Raw genomic sequence first — 16297 nt, forward strand, 5'->3', positions numbered from 1 at the left:
TTGGGGCATTTCAGATCATTATAATGTAAGATATTCTAATAACATTTATCTTCTTCAATTTCCCGTATTTCAGCTGAGTCCGGATCTACCCGATAAATTAAACTTGGGTTAAATTCTGAATCAGACCTTAGGAATCTTATCCATCGTATTCCACTTTTTTTGAAATTCTCAGGTGCATTTTGCTCAAACTCTCTTATATTATCCGGTATTGCAAGCATACCATTAGTCAGGTGAATCAAGCTTCCTATATCTGGTCTAAAGGGGCTTAAAGTTACTTTCACTTTCCATGCAGGAGATGTTCCGAAACAAAGAGAGTCCCGGTTACGATCATCTACACCGGACAAGCAGTAAGCTTCTACTCCCCATATTCCTGAGTCAAATTTCACGAAATCCGACCATTCCGAAATCCCATTGGGCCTGCAATATTTTCTTATTCTTATGTATAAAGGAGTTTTATCTGGAATATTTCCATTTCTCATGTCAATATTTTCAAATTGGGTATAATTTACATCACTAAAACCCACCTTTGAATAAATAATATCTTCCTCTTTAAAAGCAGGATCCTTCGCTATCTGGTATTCCAATGCGGCAAGATTGCTGGTATTAAAAACCACGTAGTTCATTACCAGCTGCCCATCCTCCAGTACTTTTACATCAAGAACCTTCGGAGTTTCACAGAAAGAGCTGCACCCTCCAACGTTCAATGTAGCATTGCTTGTAGCAAGAACACCATTGACCCCCAGTTTAACGTCCAGATTGTAAGTACCCACTTCCTGAATACCAGGTAGTTTTATCGAATTACTATCCTGAAGCACTGCATTCCTTATATCAACGGTTTCTACATTTGCGGATCCTGGTGGATAATTGTATTCCACAGAAGCCTCTGTTATTGTCTCGGAAGATTGATATTGTATTTTAAATGAAACATCACATTTTTCCATTATATTATGTTTATTGTTGTTATTTATTTTTTCTAGTATGTAAGGGATGTTGTAATTATTCCAAAAAATAAAAAACACCCCTTTATATCAGATATAGCACAAAGAATATGTTCTTTAATCCACTCTTATTTCTGCTACATCAACTTCAAATGCATCACTATTAGCATCCTTGACCAAAAGCTGGAATCTATATTTTCCAACTTGTAAATCTTTGATGATCAGAGTTGGTTCGTTAACATTCTCAAGGATTACATCCGGACCTTCTAATTTGCTCCAGAAATACAGAAGCACATCTGCTCCTCTACCCCATCCTTTTAATCCCAATTCCCTAAAACGTAAATTAGACAGAAGAATGTTCTGATTTCCACCGGCACCAGCTAAAATAGTGGGCAGCTCAACAGTACAGCAATTTTTATTAGGAAAGCTAATGCTATTAATCACAACCGTTGGACGATATTCATTTTTATAGGAAAGAATGTTTGAAGTCACAGTATTATTTTCTCCATCTACTACAACTGCTTTATATAGATTTGTACCAACTCCGTTTATAGAATCTGTAAATGTAGTCACCGTAAGATTGCCAATAAACACATTCCATGTAGCACCGTTATTGGTACTTTTATGAATCTGAACGTTGGCAATATCACCATCAGGATCGCTTGCATACACACCAACTGTGTAACTACAAGCAGACTGTGTACATACCCTATCTTCAATTCCGGCTGTATCGTTCCATTTGATTGATACAACAGGTGGATGATTTTCTTTTTTATAAGACAGAATATTTGAAGTTGTTGTATTGTTTTTTCTATCTATAACAATTGCTTTATACAACTGTGTACCAGCTCTGTTTATGATATCGGTAAATGAAGTTCCAGTAAGATTACCAATAAACAAACTCCATGTAGCTCCATTATCAGTACTTTTAAAAATCTGAATAGTTGCAATATCTTCATCCTGATCCGTTGCATAAACGTCAATGGTAAAACTACAAACCGATTGTCTGCATAGCCTGTCCTCAATTCCTGAATTATCCTTCCATCTGATCAACGCAGTAGGTGGATGATTATTCTGATCTTTTTCAATTCCAATATCATCAAATCCCGGAAGATCCACAGTATTTGCTGCTTCTCTACATGAACCCACCAATCCGAATCGAATGTCGTATTTACCTAAAGGCAATTTGATTGATCTTCGCGGACTATATGATCCGGATTCATAATGCCAGCCATTTCCAGGGTCATTTGAATCATAAATATTCAAGCCTGTTATTCCCGTGAGGTCTTTAGGTAAATCCCAATCAAATGTGAATGTCTGGGTACCATCACCATTATCAACAACTGAATATTTAATATTTGAAATCACCGGACACTCTTTGGTCAGTGGCAAATTTACAGCTACAGTCTGAGTACAGCCATTACCAATCACCTTCACTCTTACAGTTGGAATCCTTGATGGATCCAGATTGTAATACTTATAACTTACAAAGCCATTTTCATCAGGATTGAAAGGAGCCCAAACGTCAGTCCCAAGGAAATCCCAGCTATACGCATAATCGGCAAAGTTTGCTCCGGAAACTTTAAAGTTGACTATTGTTGCTGTTGAATCTCCTCCAGGATAAATAACAGGTTCAACGACTTCTACTTTTATATCCGGTTCCGAAATCACTTTAATGCTGCAATCAGTTGGTTTCCCATTGACAGTAAAGGTAATTTCCTGACCATAGAACTGTTCTTCCACAGCCTTCGGATCAAAGACATATTGTCCATTGATAAATTTCACGCCATTACCAATATTTGCTTTCACAACTCCATTCATAGGAGATACTGTAAAAGGTATAGGATTAGATTCAGCACAGATAACAGAAGTTGGCAAACTTAATTTGATGATTGCTTTTGGAGTACAACAGATGTATGGAAGGGAAAAATCTGCAATAACTTTTGGATTTTTTATGGAATCATAAACCAGGATAAAAGTACCTCCACGTTTTACTCCCCGCTTATGCTCCAATCCCGAATTTTTTTCTACATATTCATTGAAATATGCTTTTGACAGGTCTTTATTTCCTTTTAATTCTTCTAAAGACAAGAGCATAATATCAAATCCCAGCTGCTGCTTATCCTTAATTTCTTTTATCTGCTCAAAAGCAATCTGATAATCCATTCCCTGATGACCTTCTATATTATAAAACGAATAGTCATCTATATTGAGGTTTAAAGGGCTTTCTTTTTCAAATTTTCCTATTAACACCCAATCCGTATCAAATGTCAGGTTGCTGTTAGAAGACCTGTTGCTTGTTTTATCAAAATTCCACGCTTTTAAGAAATCTTCTGTAACCGTGTAATAAAAAGGAATTGCTTTATTACTCAGAGGATTTAATTTTTGTGACGGAGTAATTTTAACCCTTTCCTTATTTTTAACAATATTATCAGGATTAAAATATCCCGCTTGCTGATTAAAACGACTAATCAGGGTTTTAACTTTTTGGGTTGCTTTATCATCATCCAGAGCAGGCGAGTTATAAAATTGATGTCTTGAGAAATCCAATTGGAGATCTGATAGTAATTTTCCAAGCATGATGTGCTTAGGAAAAGAAACAAAATCCGGAAGACATTTGGTGAATGCTTTAGGAAGCAATTCTATAATTTCAGAGTAGGTATCCATTAAATCCTTTACAACATCGTAAGCATACTGAAAACCTGACTCCTGATTAAAAATTCTGGTAAAGGATGCTTTAAATGTATCATGGTTGGCTGTTGAAATCCCTACTATTTTACCGATTGCTTCCATTCTTTCAAAAACAACCTTCCCAAAATCAGTTTTATCCAGAGCTTTGATATATATATTCTTTAAATCAGAGGCACTCAACTTTTTTTCTGAAACAAACTGTTCTAAAATAACCCTGTTTTGTTTCACAGGCTCCATGATATCTTCGATAAACAAAGGATGAGGCTGAAGACGATCTTTTCTTTTAAGTTGAACCTCACCTGTTATGGGGTCAGGCAGAGTAAAACCATCTTCTCCAAGAATATGATTGATCCCACTTGCTGTAGTAACTAATACTTTAAGATTTCTGATTTGTTGTATTCCATGATTATCACAGTCAACTCCTCTACAAGGTTTAATTTCTTTTTCATAATCTTCCAAATACAGTAACAGGTATTTATCCTCTAAATTTGTAAGATTATTAATAGGTTGAAAATCTGATATTGCTTCCTGAGCCGTTGCCAATTCCCATAGTTCAATCTGCTCGTTTCCCTCGTAAAACGACGGGTATTTTATTTTAAAATTATCATATGCTTTAAAATGGGTGAAGTCTTTATTTTCAAGATCAACTGTCTTCAGATCACTCATGTACAGATCTTCACTCTTCTTACTCGTATTGTTCAGGGTTAATAAATCGCCATCGGTGGTAAGTGCTACTCCCTGAGAAAGCTGTATGCTGCTGAGCAGCCTGTTTTTATAAATAAGTTTTGGTTTGAGACCGCATACAATACCCACTCCCTGCAGCAATACTCTGGACAAACGGTCCTGGTCTTCGAAAAAATCCAGGAACTCATTGAACTGATCAGGATCTTCTATATACTGCCCTTTACTGAATTTACGGTATTGGACTGCTATATTACTTAATTGATTCTTCATTATTGTTCATTTTTTAATGATTTATTCAAGTCTTTTAATAAACTTCATAGACAATTTATACTGCCTATGAAGTTATTATTGACTATTATTTTGTGACTCCTGTACAAGGGTTTATTCTTAGGAAATTACCATTTGGATAACCAAAATAAATAGGAACTGTAGCATTTGCCAGGAATATTTCGGTATAGGCAACATCCTGGTGGCAACCAGTTGGCGGTCTGTTATTAACCGGTAAAGCACATTCAAGTGAAAACTCTACGAAACCATCTGACGATAATGATGCCATTTGTTTAGCTTCTGCCTGAGTGATAACAATTTCATTATATCTGCTCAGTGCAGGAGTACCTGGTTTATGGTTACCTCTATCCTGGCTGCCTCCTGTATTACTTAAATGGATATTTCCAATAAAGCCAGGGTAAGGATTGTTTCCACCTATCACAATACCATTTCCTTTTAAGTTGAAGGTAGCATCATTACAAACGTGACCTTGGTCTACATCATCTCTATACTGAATAACCACTCTCATACCACTTAAACATGCAATAGTGGATTGTCCTTTTAATTTTAGCGGAGCTAATTTGTAGACCGTACTACAGCCGTTAGCATTGGTTACTGTAAGTGTTGGATTGAAAGTTTTTTCTTGTCCTGCAACCAGCTTATACACATGAACTTTTTTATTAGTTGGAGCCTCATTATGCACGATTGGAGTACCATCATCAAAATTCCAGGTAAATGTAACCCCTGTAAAGTCTCCGGTGACATTAAATTCAACCGTAGCATCCGGATTGTTTGCATTTTCGTCCATCGTAGGAGCATCATAACTCACAGTACCTGTAGTAACAGATACATTTGGTTGTGCATACACTACCATCTGTGCTTCTACTGGATCATCGTTAACAGTAAACGTAATCGTTTGTCCAAAATAAGCTGCGTTAACCAGACCAGGATCGAAGAAACTTTGACCTCCGGATTGTGTAACTGCAGGAATCGGAGCACCATTCACAAATGCTTTTACTTGTCCGTCTAACGGAACAATGGTCATCAATACCGGAGCATCTTTCTGGCATAGTTTGTTTGCCGGTAAAGACAGGAATGCAGGATCCTTTTTAGAACAACACAGATAAGGCAGTGAAAAATCTGCAAGAACCTGATTTTCATCTTCTGAGTAATAAATCAATGCGAAAGTTCCGCCCGGCTCTACTCCTGCCTTATGTTCCAGGCCTGATTTCCTTTCTAAAAACTCGCTTAAAAGCTCACTTACAACATCGTCTTTTTTAGGATCCTGTTTTACTACTGTAACGCCATCTGAAGATCCTTCTTTTGAGAATTCAGCCTGGTTCAGCAATCTCAGCTGTTCATCCAGTTTAGAAATGTTCAGTAAGGTATTCTGTGAATTGAGTGTTCTGTTGCTGACATCGCTTGAAATAGATATCAGCTGCTTTCTGAGCTCATCAATAGATACTGTTTTTTCCCGGATTGGAGGCTCGCTACCAGGCTTTCCTCCTTTTTCCAAAACCAATGCAATGACATCAAAAGCTAATCCGTATTGTGTCTTAAGATCATTGATGTTTTGTAATGCTGTTTTATAAGGCATTCCCAGGTGACCTTCAATTCTATAAAAATCATTATTGTCAATGTTATAATTCAGTGGATTCTGAATAAAATCTTCTCCTGCTAAATTGGCTGTATGATAGCTTAAATTGTAAGCTGCCCTATCGGTTTTTGTTTTTTCAAAGTTCCATTGGGCTAATAAGGATTTGTCTACATTATAGTAATACGGTATGGCCTTATTACCCAATCTTACATTCATATTTGAAGGTGTAATTTTAATTCGTCCGATATAGGTTTGAAAACCATTGACCTTCTGCACAAAACGATTGGCAAGCATTACAACTCTTTCATAATTCTCGTCATCATTGGTAGTAATGGGTGAATTATAAAAACTATGACGTAAAGGGATATATTTCCCTAATTCCTGCTTTGCTCCAACTGGTCCTAACATGAGGTGCTTAGGGAATGAAGCAATATCCGGACAGCATTCAGCATTCAGATGCAGGATCAGCCCTTTTATTTCATTATAGGTATCAATCAAATCCTTTAATAAATCATATCGGTATTGATAATCTTCTAAGCCTGGAGAAGTGCTTGTCAGCAAAGGGTTCAGTTTATCAAAAAGCGTCTGCCCACCCAGATTCATATTTACATTAAAAGCTCCTGCAATAGAGGTAAAACCATCACTTAATTCTGCGACAGTACTGATAGCACCGTGAAATTTTGTTTTTAACTGCGGTGCTGTCTTTACAAGAGCATCCAGAATAACTCTTTTCGCCTCTATATTAGGTAAACTGTCAAAAAGCTTTTCATAGGTATTGTGCTGTTTATAGATAGCGTCTTTTGCGTCACCTTTCGTGATAAGCTCTGAAACAGATGCTGAATCTGCCAGAAGCACTTTAAGATTAGCAACCTGCTCTGCTCCGTTATTGTCACAATCTGCATCCTGACATGGGGTTTCATCATTAGAATAACTTTCCAGATACAGAATTACAATTTTATCATTTAATGAATTATAAATCTCTCTTACCTGTTTAAAATCTGCAGCATTAGCTCCTTCATTCACTAACTGTGTATACTCTTGTGTGGTAAACAATTCTAAAAGAGGGATTTGCTGTCCTCCGATACGAAAATGCTCATACCCCAGAACATCAACATAATTTCTATAGTATCTGTAATTTTTAGCATCGAAGTCTATAACAGCCACTGATTTTTTGCCTTCTATCTGACGCAGTGTTATCAAGTCTCCATCAGTAGTAACCCCGGCTCCCTGTGTAATCATAATAGTATCAAGAGGAATCTCAATATCTATATCTCCGGGTCTGGACATTTTTTCTGTCAGAGAAGGTGAGATTTCAAGCTCTACGTATTCCGATTTAAAACCACATACTACCCCTACGCCGCTCAGGCGGGTTCTTGATAATCTGTCCTGATCTTCGAAATAGTCTATAAATTCGTTTAATTGCCCTTCTGTTAACGCCTGATTGTCGTTGAACTTTCTATATTGGGTTGTTACATTGTCTAATTTAGTGTTCATTATTTTTCATTTTTTTTGATAAGTTCGATTGTCCTAATATGATTTTTCCGTCCAGAGTGTCATTATCATTAGCATCGCAGTCTAAAAGCCTTCCTGGTCGATAGATATTATTTAAATGGCTGAGAGCAGTCAGTAAATCTGTAATGCTGTTTCCAAGATTCAAAATATTATTCCTCGCTTTATCTGAGAGGTATTTTTTAAATGCTACTTCAAATTCGGCCAAATCGTTCTGAGCGGTTTGTTTTTCGCTCAAACGGTCTCCCACCCAGCAAATTTTTGCTAAAACATGAGCAGGAATTTCCTGTCTGATCACGGTTTCCGCATAACGTCTGAAATCCGGATCCTGGAAACGGTAAGCAAACCCCGGAAGGACAACACTTACCCTGTAAGAATAAGGATCAAATACTTCCACATCTGTTTCACAACCTTCTTCACACGAAGACATAAAAGCTTCCGAATATTCTATTGGATCTGTTGTAGGATTTTCATCCTCCAGGTCATACATGATTCTGAAAGTACCTCCGATAGACATACAGCCAATACCTCCCATGAGCTTATAATCCTTAGTGGTTGGCTTTAATAATAAATGCTCAACAAGGAAAATACCCTCTTCTGTAAATTCATACTTGAAATACTTCACCGTTGCCTTAATTCCGTCTTTCAGTTCTTTCAAACCTGAATAAGGATTGGTTTTTTTGTGAACAGCAATTACATTTTGTTCATCAGTATCATCTACAATTTCAAAATAGTAGTTACCTCCCGATGAAACACGGATTTTTATATTTCCAATGAAACAATACCTCTTTTCACATGTTTTTAATTTTTCTAATGTAACTTCAGGGTTTTTCTCATCTAAGGTGTCTAATGCATTCTGAAGATCTTCCTCATCAATCTGAATGGTTTGATAAATGGCATCATTCAGGTTTTTTATAGCAATATGCTCAGTCGTATAGCTGTTGACAGATGATAAGATGATATTGCTACCGGCATCTTTTATTTTCCAGGTATAAGTGTTTTTACCGGCATTGTCTGTTGTTTCAATAATGGATACCGGCGTTTGAGATAAGTTTCTCTGGGTATAATCTTTAATCCCCAGCAGACGGGCGATTCTTTTCTGAACACCGGAAATATTACTGGTATTCCAAAGATCTGAATCTCCAATTAAGGTATAATTATATCCCAACCCTCTGTCTTTACTTAATGATGAATATTCTTTCAAGAAATTTTCTTTGTTTCTTAAGACAATTTCATCGGTAGATTTCCCATACAATGATTTCATTAAGAAGGTATAGTCACTAAATGTTTCCGCAAAACGGGAGATCAAATGATCCAAAACTTCGTTTCGACGTTCCACACTGTTATCAAGCTCTTCATATAACGAATCGGTAAGTTGATCATCACTTTCAGTATCATAGTCAGAAACCAGCTCATCAAAGCCTTTAATATTCTTAAGAGCCTGGGTAAAAAAGGTTCTTTTTAACTTACCATTAATGCTTAATACTTCTTTTACTTTTTCAAGATGTTTGAAATAGCCGGCAAGGATCTGATCAAAAAATAACAAATACCCTTTCATTTGTTTGGCCAGTGCTTCTCTCTCCGGGGATTGATTTCCAATAATTCCAGATTCTCCTACTCCATAGGTGTCCGGAAATTCATTCAGAATAGTAGCATAGTTGGCGATATCATATGAAGTTCCTTTTGGCAATACCAATTCTTTATTCTGTCTTGCATCTTCTCTAAGTACTTCTTCTTCTCTTTTAAGAATTTCTAAGTAATCCTGAACTTTTTTATCATTGATATTTAACGGAAGAGATCCTTTACTGTAACTGAATGAACTCAGCTCGCACAGTTCCGGTTTTCTGCCTTTTTCAATACAGATCAGCCAATCATTATTTTGTTTGATCACACTGTCACAACCCGCAATAGACACGTCATGAATTTCTTTAACCCCATCAATTTTCATGATTTCACTGATGATATCGGAAAGGCGAACTTCTGTTCTTAACTGGCTGTTTTTAAGCTCTTCCGTATCGATAAAGCCATTCTCAAGAAGCGGGCCTTCAAAAATCTGATCTGTAGCCAGACCCTTGTCCAGCATTTGTTTCAGTGAATAAAAATGAACCTCCGGAGACAGATAATTATTGATTGTTCTGATGACTTTAGCATGCACCAACTCTTCATCTGCTTTGCTGACAAGTCCGATACGGGCACATACCGCCACTTTCTGGATTTCAACTTCTTTAATTTCTGCCAGGTCTTCGCAAAGTCCTCTATTAGCATGGTAACTGTCTAATATTTTGATATTGACATTGGATTTTTCACATCCGATACCATCCGCATCAATATCTTCGGCATAATCTACATAAAGGTCATACAATCCTTTTACGTTAAAACTTTTTGTTTTTTCTCCGATAGGTTTAAAGTCTAAATCCCCGGTTTTACAATCGACATATAATTTTTCATTTTTAGGAATCAGCCAACAGTTACGGATTGGTCTTTTAAGACTTCCAGCTGTGTTGATATCGATAAACAACTTTCTGTAGTCCAGTTCGTTTAAAGGTCTTGAAGGTAAAATTTCTGCAGCCTTTAAAAACTGGGTATGAATGTCTTTATTTGCATCATCAGATGCCAGGATATCTTCCATGTTCAGGTTCATCCTCATCCCAAGATCCGTTATGGCATAGCTTAAAACTTCCAGAGTGGTGATACCAGGATCATGAGAGTTATAATCGGTCCAGAGTTTTCCTCCTAACTTTTCTATGTATTCAATTCCTGTTTTGCGTAGAAAATGAAAATCTGTCTGATCCCCGGTTTCTATATTTTTTGATATACTAATATGTTTATTTTCTGACATGATTATGTTTCTTCTTGTTTATTATTAAATACATACCTGTTCTGTAATAGTGACATTGTGCTGCTTGGCAGATACCAGAATTGATTTTGGATCTACTTCAATTAAAGATTGTCTTTGCAGGACATTATTCACAAATATTTTAATCTCATCAATGTAATCCACATAATACAACTGCTCCAGATAATTAACCAATTGATTAATATTCAGTTCTACATTAAAATCAATATTTTCAGAGTCTGTAAAAGCCCATGGCGATATATATTTTTTAATATCTTCGTCCAGCTGTTTGAGGTAAAATGTTTCGTCATACTGCTCAAAGAACCTGACCTTTGTTTCTACTTTTGCTTCTTTATAATTGGGATTAATTACCTGCGCTTTCACGTGCATTGTATTTAATTCATTTACATAATTCTGAATTTTATTCAAAGAGGCTCTGCTTACTCTCGGCTGATAGACATCAAAAGCATTTTTATTTTTAATATTCGGAACCACCATCAGGGTTACATGGCCCGGCGCCATATATGAATTTTCGGAAGTATGATTTAAACATTTTACCTTAAAGACTTCCGGGAATTCCTGTAATACCAAATGTTCATAATCCCATTGGGTAATAGCTCTGTGCTTATGTCTTAATCGTTCACTTACACGCCTGTAAAACTCCGTATCTGTTTCTTTGTATTTACCATCAAACGAGTTATAAGGCTGGCTGACGGATTTTACCTGAGGAACTCTGGTGATAAGCTTAGTAATGGTTTTCGCTTCCAATCCGTTATTGAGGTGAGCCAGGTCATTATCCTGATTCTGGAATGTTGCTAAAACAGCCTGAGTATAGATTCCCTGGATTTTGCATACGGCATCATAACTTCTTTGTGATCTGGCTCTGATCCAGACTAATCCGTCGGTAAATCTTGTATGACTTTTATCGATATCCTTAGGTACTTTAAACTTGACAATCCCTGATTCCAGGAACTTTCTGGTCTCGTTTTGCAGCATATAATCCGACAAACTTGTCCATGTATTGTTTGAAAGGATATTCCATTCTATAAATTCTTTTTCCAGAAAAGTATCCACTAAAGGATTTTCACTTCCTTCCAGCATTTGAATTAATAGCGATACAGTAGTCTGAGGCATTGCTTCCAGACCGATGTATAATTCACCTCCATTTTGGTGTACCGGTACAATGCTGTTGGTTTCAACTTCTTTTTCGTATTGACCGAACACGTCTTCGTGATACAGCTGTACTTCTTTATTTTTTGAAGCTTCTCCTGCAGATTCTTTTTCCAGGTACGAATACACATTTTCTTTCGCGCTGTAATTCAACTCTATATCTTCCGCAAAAGGAATGTATGGCTCGTTGGGAATAAGTTTTTTAAAGGTCGGATTACTTGATAATGCCAATGTATATAGTTTAGGATATACATCCTGTAATGACGACTGGTTCAGTGTTACTCTGATCGTCTCACTTGTTCCTGCTTTATTACTTGCATTATTTACGGAAAACTGGATTTTATAAGCGTCTTTTACTTTTGTGAATACATCAATGTCATTAGCCTTTTCATACCAGATTTCCTTATCAAGCAAGGCAACATCCGCTTTAAAATAGCCATCAGAACCTACGATTGAGGAGCTTTTTAAGGCCTCAAAATCAGTTAAACTGATGTTTTGATTTGGTTGAATAACATATCCGCTGTATAAATCTTTTATAGAATCCGGAGCATTTTTCCAATTGATCGTGATGTCTGCATTCTGCCATTTTTTGGAAAACAGTTCAGGACATTTGATATAGAAATTAGATCCTTTAACAGGTTGTGCGGTGAAAGGATAATAAGGTTTTTCTGAATTTAATGCCCCATTGTCATTTTCCAGCTGAATAGATTTTACTCCTTTTACATCAACCGCTATTTCGATGTTCTTTATTGATTTTTCTGAAAGAGCTTCATATAGATCATAGTATTTTTCTCCTTCAATCATCAATCTTACCACAGGAAAGCTGGTTTGAAATGTTTCTGCCAGCACTTCTTTATTGTATTTTACAACGGCCGGGAACTCTTTTTGTAATGTAATAGAAAGTTCTAATCTTTCTTCTTCGTTTTTAATACATGTTAAATCAGCACCTGATAACCACTCATTCTCCCCGCTGCAAAGCACTTTGATATTATTTTTAATCTCTGTTTTTGAAAGGCTCTGTAATTTCTGGGTTGAGTTCTTATTAAAATCAATCTTAAGGGTAATGGTACGTTCTCCTTCTTTTAAATCAAGTAATGAGGATGCTATGGAAAACCCTAGTTTGGCTTTTGGAAGTTCCTTATAAATCGACTTATTGGAAACGGTTTCATCAGAATTATATCCAAACGGCCACCAATAGTTGTTGTTTTCCGGCAATTTATCACCCAATCCGTCAGCAGAGTTGGCTACGGGAGCCATTTTCAGTTCTCTGTTTTCGACGTCATTTAAGAAACTTTTGATCTCAACTACTTTTGCCTGATTGGCTACAAGTTCATCACCTGTTTTGTAGATTCGTTTTTTACCATTAGCATCTTTATTTCCATCCAGCAATGTACCGGCCGGAATTTTTTCCTGAATCGCTTTTTTAGCGAGTTCAAAAATCACATAGACTTTATCTGATTTAGCATCATTTTTCTCAATTTGAAGAATTTCGTTATAATAGAAATCCAGGTGTCTTTTCGTCAGATTATTGAAGGCTTTTTTTGAGAAATCCAATAATTTTAAAAAGCAAACGAATAATGTCAGGTGAGGTGTCAGGCTGCTATCCTGTTCAAACTGGGACATAAGATCTGTAACCTGTTTTTTCATACTTTTATACTCAACGCTTTCTCTACGTGGGATAGCGCCGGCATCATCACCCAGGAAGAAGTTTCCCCACTTTCCTTTTGGTTTTGTATTATCATCTTTGTCAAAATAGTTTACACGTTGAGCAAAATTGTTTGCGAATAATAGCCAGTCAAACAAATCGAAATCGTGTAACTCAAGATTCCCAGGATCTAGTTCTGCTAAAAAGCGCTGCATTTGTGATTTTCCTTCACGATAATGTGAAAATGTATCTGTTTTTTTCATTTGTTTATATTTATCTTTCTATGGTCAGATGCAATACTTATTGTAGTGTTTGGTAGTATTCAAAATGGCTACAGACATCCCGTAATTCATTATATTTCGGTAGCTTCTCCTTTGTAAAAAGGGAAAACCATATTGCTTCTTGTATTAGTATTTCTTACTTCGTAGTCAACTTGTATTAAAACTTCACCCTGAAGCTCTTCCTGAGTATCAATTTCAATACTTAGAATATTGATTCTGGGCTCATGATATAAAATAGCACGCTCCACGATTCCTTTCATTTGGGTAATCAGCGTTAAGTCCAGAGGTTTAAAGAGCATTTCCTGCAAGTCACACCCGTAGTTTGGGAACATGACACGTTCACCAGGGCGTGTTGACAATAAAATCTTAAGGCTGTTATTGATGTCTTCTACATCTGTGGTCATGACCAGTTTTCCTTCAGTCTCATTAAACTCAGGCGGAAAACTCCAGCCTGTTCCTAAAAAATCTGTATTTATTTTCATACGTTATTTGTTATATTGAATGTTCACATCTTGCATCTGTAGCATAGAGTTTTTGGTTATTCTAACCGTTTTTATTATTGATGTTTTACATTTTTATGTTTAGTCAGATTCTATGTATATGGGAGCTTATGATGGTATTAAAGCTGCCTTCCCTATTATCCGCCTATTAAAACAGTAGCATCACCTGCGGTTATTACCCCTCCATGAGCGGTAGAATCTCCCATTCTTGCGGCAGGTTTTCCGCCTATCAAAACACTTGAAGATCCTGACGCAATGGTGTCCGGTGGCCCTGTACATACTGCTTTATCTCCTTGTCTTGCTGCAGGCATTCCGCCAATAAGTACCGTGGGTTCTCCTGCCGGAATGATAGGACCTCCTACATGGGGAACCGTTCCCGTTACCATAGGACACGTATGCATATCTGTAATTCTTGCTGCCGGTTTCATGATTATTAATTAATTTTAACTTGAGATCCTTTTACTACGGTTACTGCTCCTGATTTAAGTTCTGAACCAGAACTTCCTTCTGCTTTGAACTGAGCGCTTGCTTTTACATTGATATTCTTTCCTTCCATATTGATATCACCCTTTGCTTTGATCTTGATGTCTTTCCCGCTTTCCATACTAATACCATCTTTGTTAAGGGTAAGAATATTAGAATGTTCGTCTTCTATTTTAATAACATCTGCATCTTCATCTACGATCACTTTTTTGCCTTTTGGTGTTTCAAGCGTATAGGAAATTTTGTCATCATTAAAGATCATTTTCATTTCGCTTCGGGTCACAAATCCTTTTTCATGGTTATCATCAGAAGCTACAATAGGAGCCGGTTTTGCACTGCTGTTCAGCATTCCAAGTACCACGGCATCATTGGGATCATCATTAATGAATCCGATAATGACTTCGTCTCCGATTTCCGGTCTGAAGAATGATCCTCTGTTTTCTCCGGCATCAAGGGTGGCTATTCTTGCCCAAATCCCTTCTTCTTCGTTATTGATGATCGGAATTTGTACTAAAATTCTATCTTCTCCGTCCGGATCTGATTCCAATTGAGACACTACTCCTACATGTAATCCGCTTATGGCAGGAATAATTCCTGAACCTGGCATTTCACTTACATCATAGGTTTCTGAGAACCATGTTGGAGAAAGTCCGAACTGAGCATCTACCAGCCAATTTCCTTCAGCAATTTCATGACGGACACCTGTTACGTATATTTTCCCGTTGAATCGGTTTCCAACGCCTTGAAGGGTCAATGAAACTCCCGGTTTTACAGAGGGAATTCCCTGGAATTTTACTCTTCCTCTTGTTTTGGCTAATTGCTGGAAAGTTGCTTTCGCATCACCCCATTCCTGCAATTCTCCCTTAGTGAGATTTCCACCGTGTTTAAGCTGCAGGTCTTCGATTCCGAAAACATCTGCCAAATCACCTGATGAAAGATTTCCGTTGAGGTTGATGGCAGGATCCTGAGCTTCCACTTCTGTCAGTTCCTGATCGGTATAGCTCCATGTTTTGGCTGTAATTTTGTTAAATTGGTCTCTGGCGTCAATTTCTCCATCAAATTCATGTACAGATGATCCGTAAACCACTGTTTCTACGGCTTCACCACTAAAATCAGGTTTAGCGATTTTGATGGTTCCGTCTTCAACGGAGCAAAGTTTACCGTTCGCCTGTGCTCTGGTGAGCATAAAATCCCAATCGGAAGCCTGGTACTGAACCAATTCCTTATGTGAATTGGAAGTCGTTTCAACATCGGCAGTAAGTCCGTTATTGCCAACCAATTCTTCAATAACATCACTGTCTGTACTTTCGTAGAAATATTTGCTTTTTCTTCCTAAGGTCATTTTTACAGCCTTATCTCTGCATTCTACAATCAGATAAGAAGAACCGTTTCTGATTTTGATATTGTGCTTTACGACAACTCCTTTAAAAATGGTTTCCTCTTCAGAATGGTATCCAGCGGTGATCTCAATTTCTTTTCCTGGAATTAACAGATCTTCATTACTGAGCTTGAAATCCTGCTCCGGTACACTTCCGTCTAAAATAACAATGCGCGCATAAGGAATTCTGTTGAATTCTTTTTCCACGATAATGCTTTTCACCCCGTACTTCCCCGGCAGTTCTGTGCCTCCAGACATCACCTTATAGGTAACTAAATCTGGATTTTTTGCTGTTTGTATGTATCCGCTATTATTCAT

The 16297-nt window shown here is 37.1% G+C and carries 8 protein-coding genes; all 8 read right to left on the reverse strand.

The features are described 5' to 3' along the window. Nucleotides 1-35: 35 nt before the first annotated feature. Entirely contained in the window at nucleotides 36-941 is a 906-nt protein-coding gene (locus BUE84_RS14725; protein ID WP_145953261.1) for a hypothetical protein, read from the reverse strand. 114 nt (nucleotides 942-1055) lie between these two features. Continuing rightward, entirely contained in the window at nucleotides 1056-4583 is a 3528-nt protein-coding gene (locus tag BUE84_RS14730; RefSeq protein WP_079242291.1) for a hypothetical protein, read from the reverse strand. 85 nt (nucleotides 4584-4668) lie between these two features. Beyond that, nucleotides 4669-7671, reverse strand: coding sequence for a PKD domain-containing protein (locus BUE84_RS14735; protein ID WP_079242299.1), 3003 nt, complete (start codon nucleotides 7669-7671; stop codon nucleotides 4669-4671). Then, entirely contained in the window at nucleotides 7661-10525 is a 2865-nt protein-coding gene (locus BUE84_RS14740; RefSeq protein ID WP_079242300.1) for a hypothetical protein, read from the reverse strand. Before BUE84_RS14740 ends, BUE84_RS14735 begins: the two co-directional genes overlap by 11 nt. Nucleotides 10526-10549: 24 nt before the next feature. Further along, a complete protein-coding gene (locus BUE84_RS14745) occupies nucleotides 10550-13600 on the reverse strand; it encodes a baseplate J/gp47 family protein (RefSeq protein ID WP_079242302.1) in 3051 nt (1016 codons plus the stop codon). A gap of 89 nt (nucleotides 13601-13689) precedes the next feature. Then, nucleotides 13690-14100 carry a GPW/gp25 family protein gene (locus BUE84_RS14750; protein WP_034699502.1) on the reverse strand — a complete coding sequence of 137 codons (411 nt, stop codon included), beginning with the start codon at nucleotides 14098-14100 and terminating at the stop codon, nucleotides 13690-13692. 155 nt (nucleotides 14101-14255) lie between these two features. Beyond that, nucleotides 14256-14546, reverse strand: coding sequence for a PAAR domain-containing protein (locus tag BUE84_RS14755; RefSeq protein ID WP_034699500.1), 291 nt, complete (start codon nucleotides 14544-14546; stop codon nucleotides 14256-14258). A 5-nt stretch (nucleotides 14547-14551) separates the two neighbouring features. After that, the gene (vgrG, locus tag BUE84_RS14760) at nucleotides 14552-16297 is read right to left on the reverse strand and encodes a type VI secretion system tip protein VgrG (protein WP_079242304.1); all 1746 of its coding nucleotides are present in this window, start codon (nucleotides 16295-16297) and stop codon (nucleotides 14552-14554) included.

The organism is Chryseobacterium indologenes (assembly GCF_002025665.1).
Taxonomy (GTDB): domain Bacteria; phylum Bacteroidota; class Bacteroidia; order Flavobacteriales; family Weeksellaceae; genus Chryseobacterium; species Chryseobacterium metallicongregator.

Excerpts from the sequence above, each read along its gene's own strand:
- vgrG (WP_079242304.1), bottom strand. The coding sequence starts at position 16,297 with ATGAATAATAGCGGATACATACAAACAGCAAAAAATCCAGATTTAGTT.
- BUE84_RS14740 (WP_079242300.1), bottom strand. The coding sequence starts at position 10,525 with ATGTCAGAAAATAAACATATTAGTATATCAAAAAATATAGAAACCGGG.
- BUE84_RS14745 (WP_079242302.1), bottom strand. The coding sequence starts at position 13,600 with ATGAAAAAAACAGATACATTTTCACATTATCGTGAAGGAAAATCACAA.
- BUE84_RS14725 (WP_145953261.1), bottom strand. The coding sequence starts at position 941 with ATGGAAAAATGTGATGTTTCATTTAAAATACAATATCAATCTTCCGAG.
- BUE84_RS14730 (WP_079242291.1), bottom strand. The coding sequence starts at position 4,583 with ATGAAGAATCAATTAAGTAATATAGCAGTCCAATACCGTAAATTCAGT.
- BUE84_RS14755 (WP_034699500.1), bottom strand. The coding sequence starts at position 14,546 with ATGAAACCGGCAGCAAGAATTACAGATATGCATACGTGTCCTATGGTA.
- BUE84_RS14750 (WP_034699502.1), bottom strand. The coding sequence starts at position 14,100 with ATGAAAATAAATACAGATTTTTTAGGAACAGGCTGGAGTTTTCCGCCT.
- BUE84_RS14735 (WP_079242299.1), bottom strand. The coding sequence starts at position 7,671 with ATGAACACTAAATTAGACAATGTAACAACCCAATATAGAAAGTTCAAC.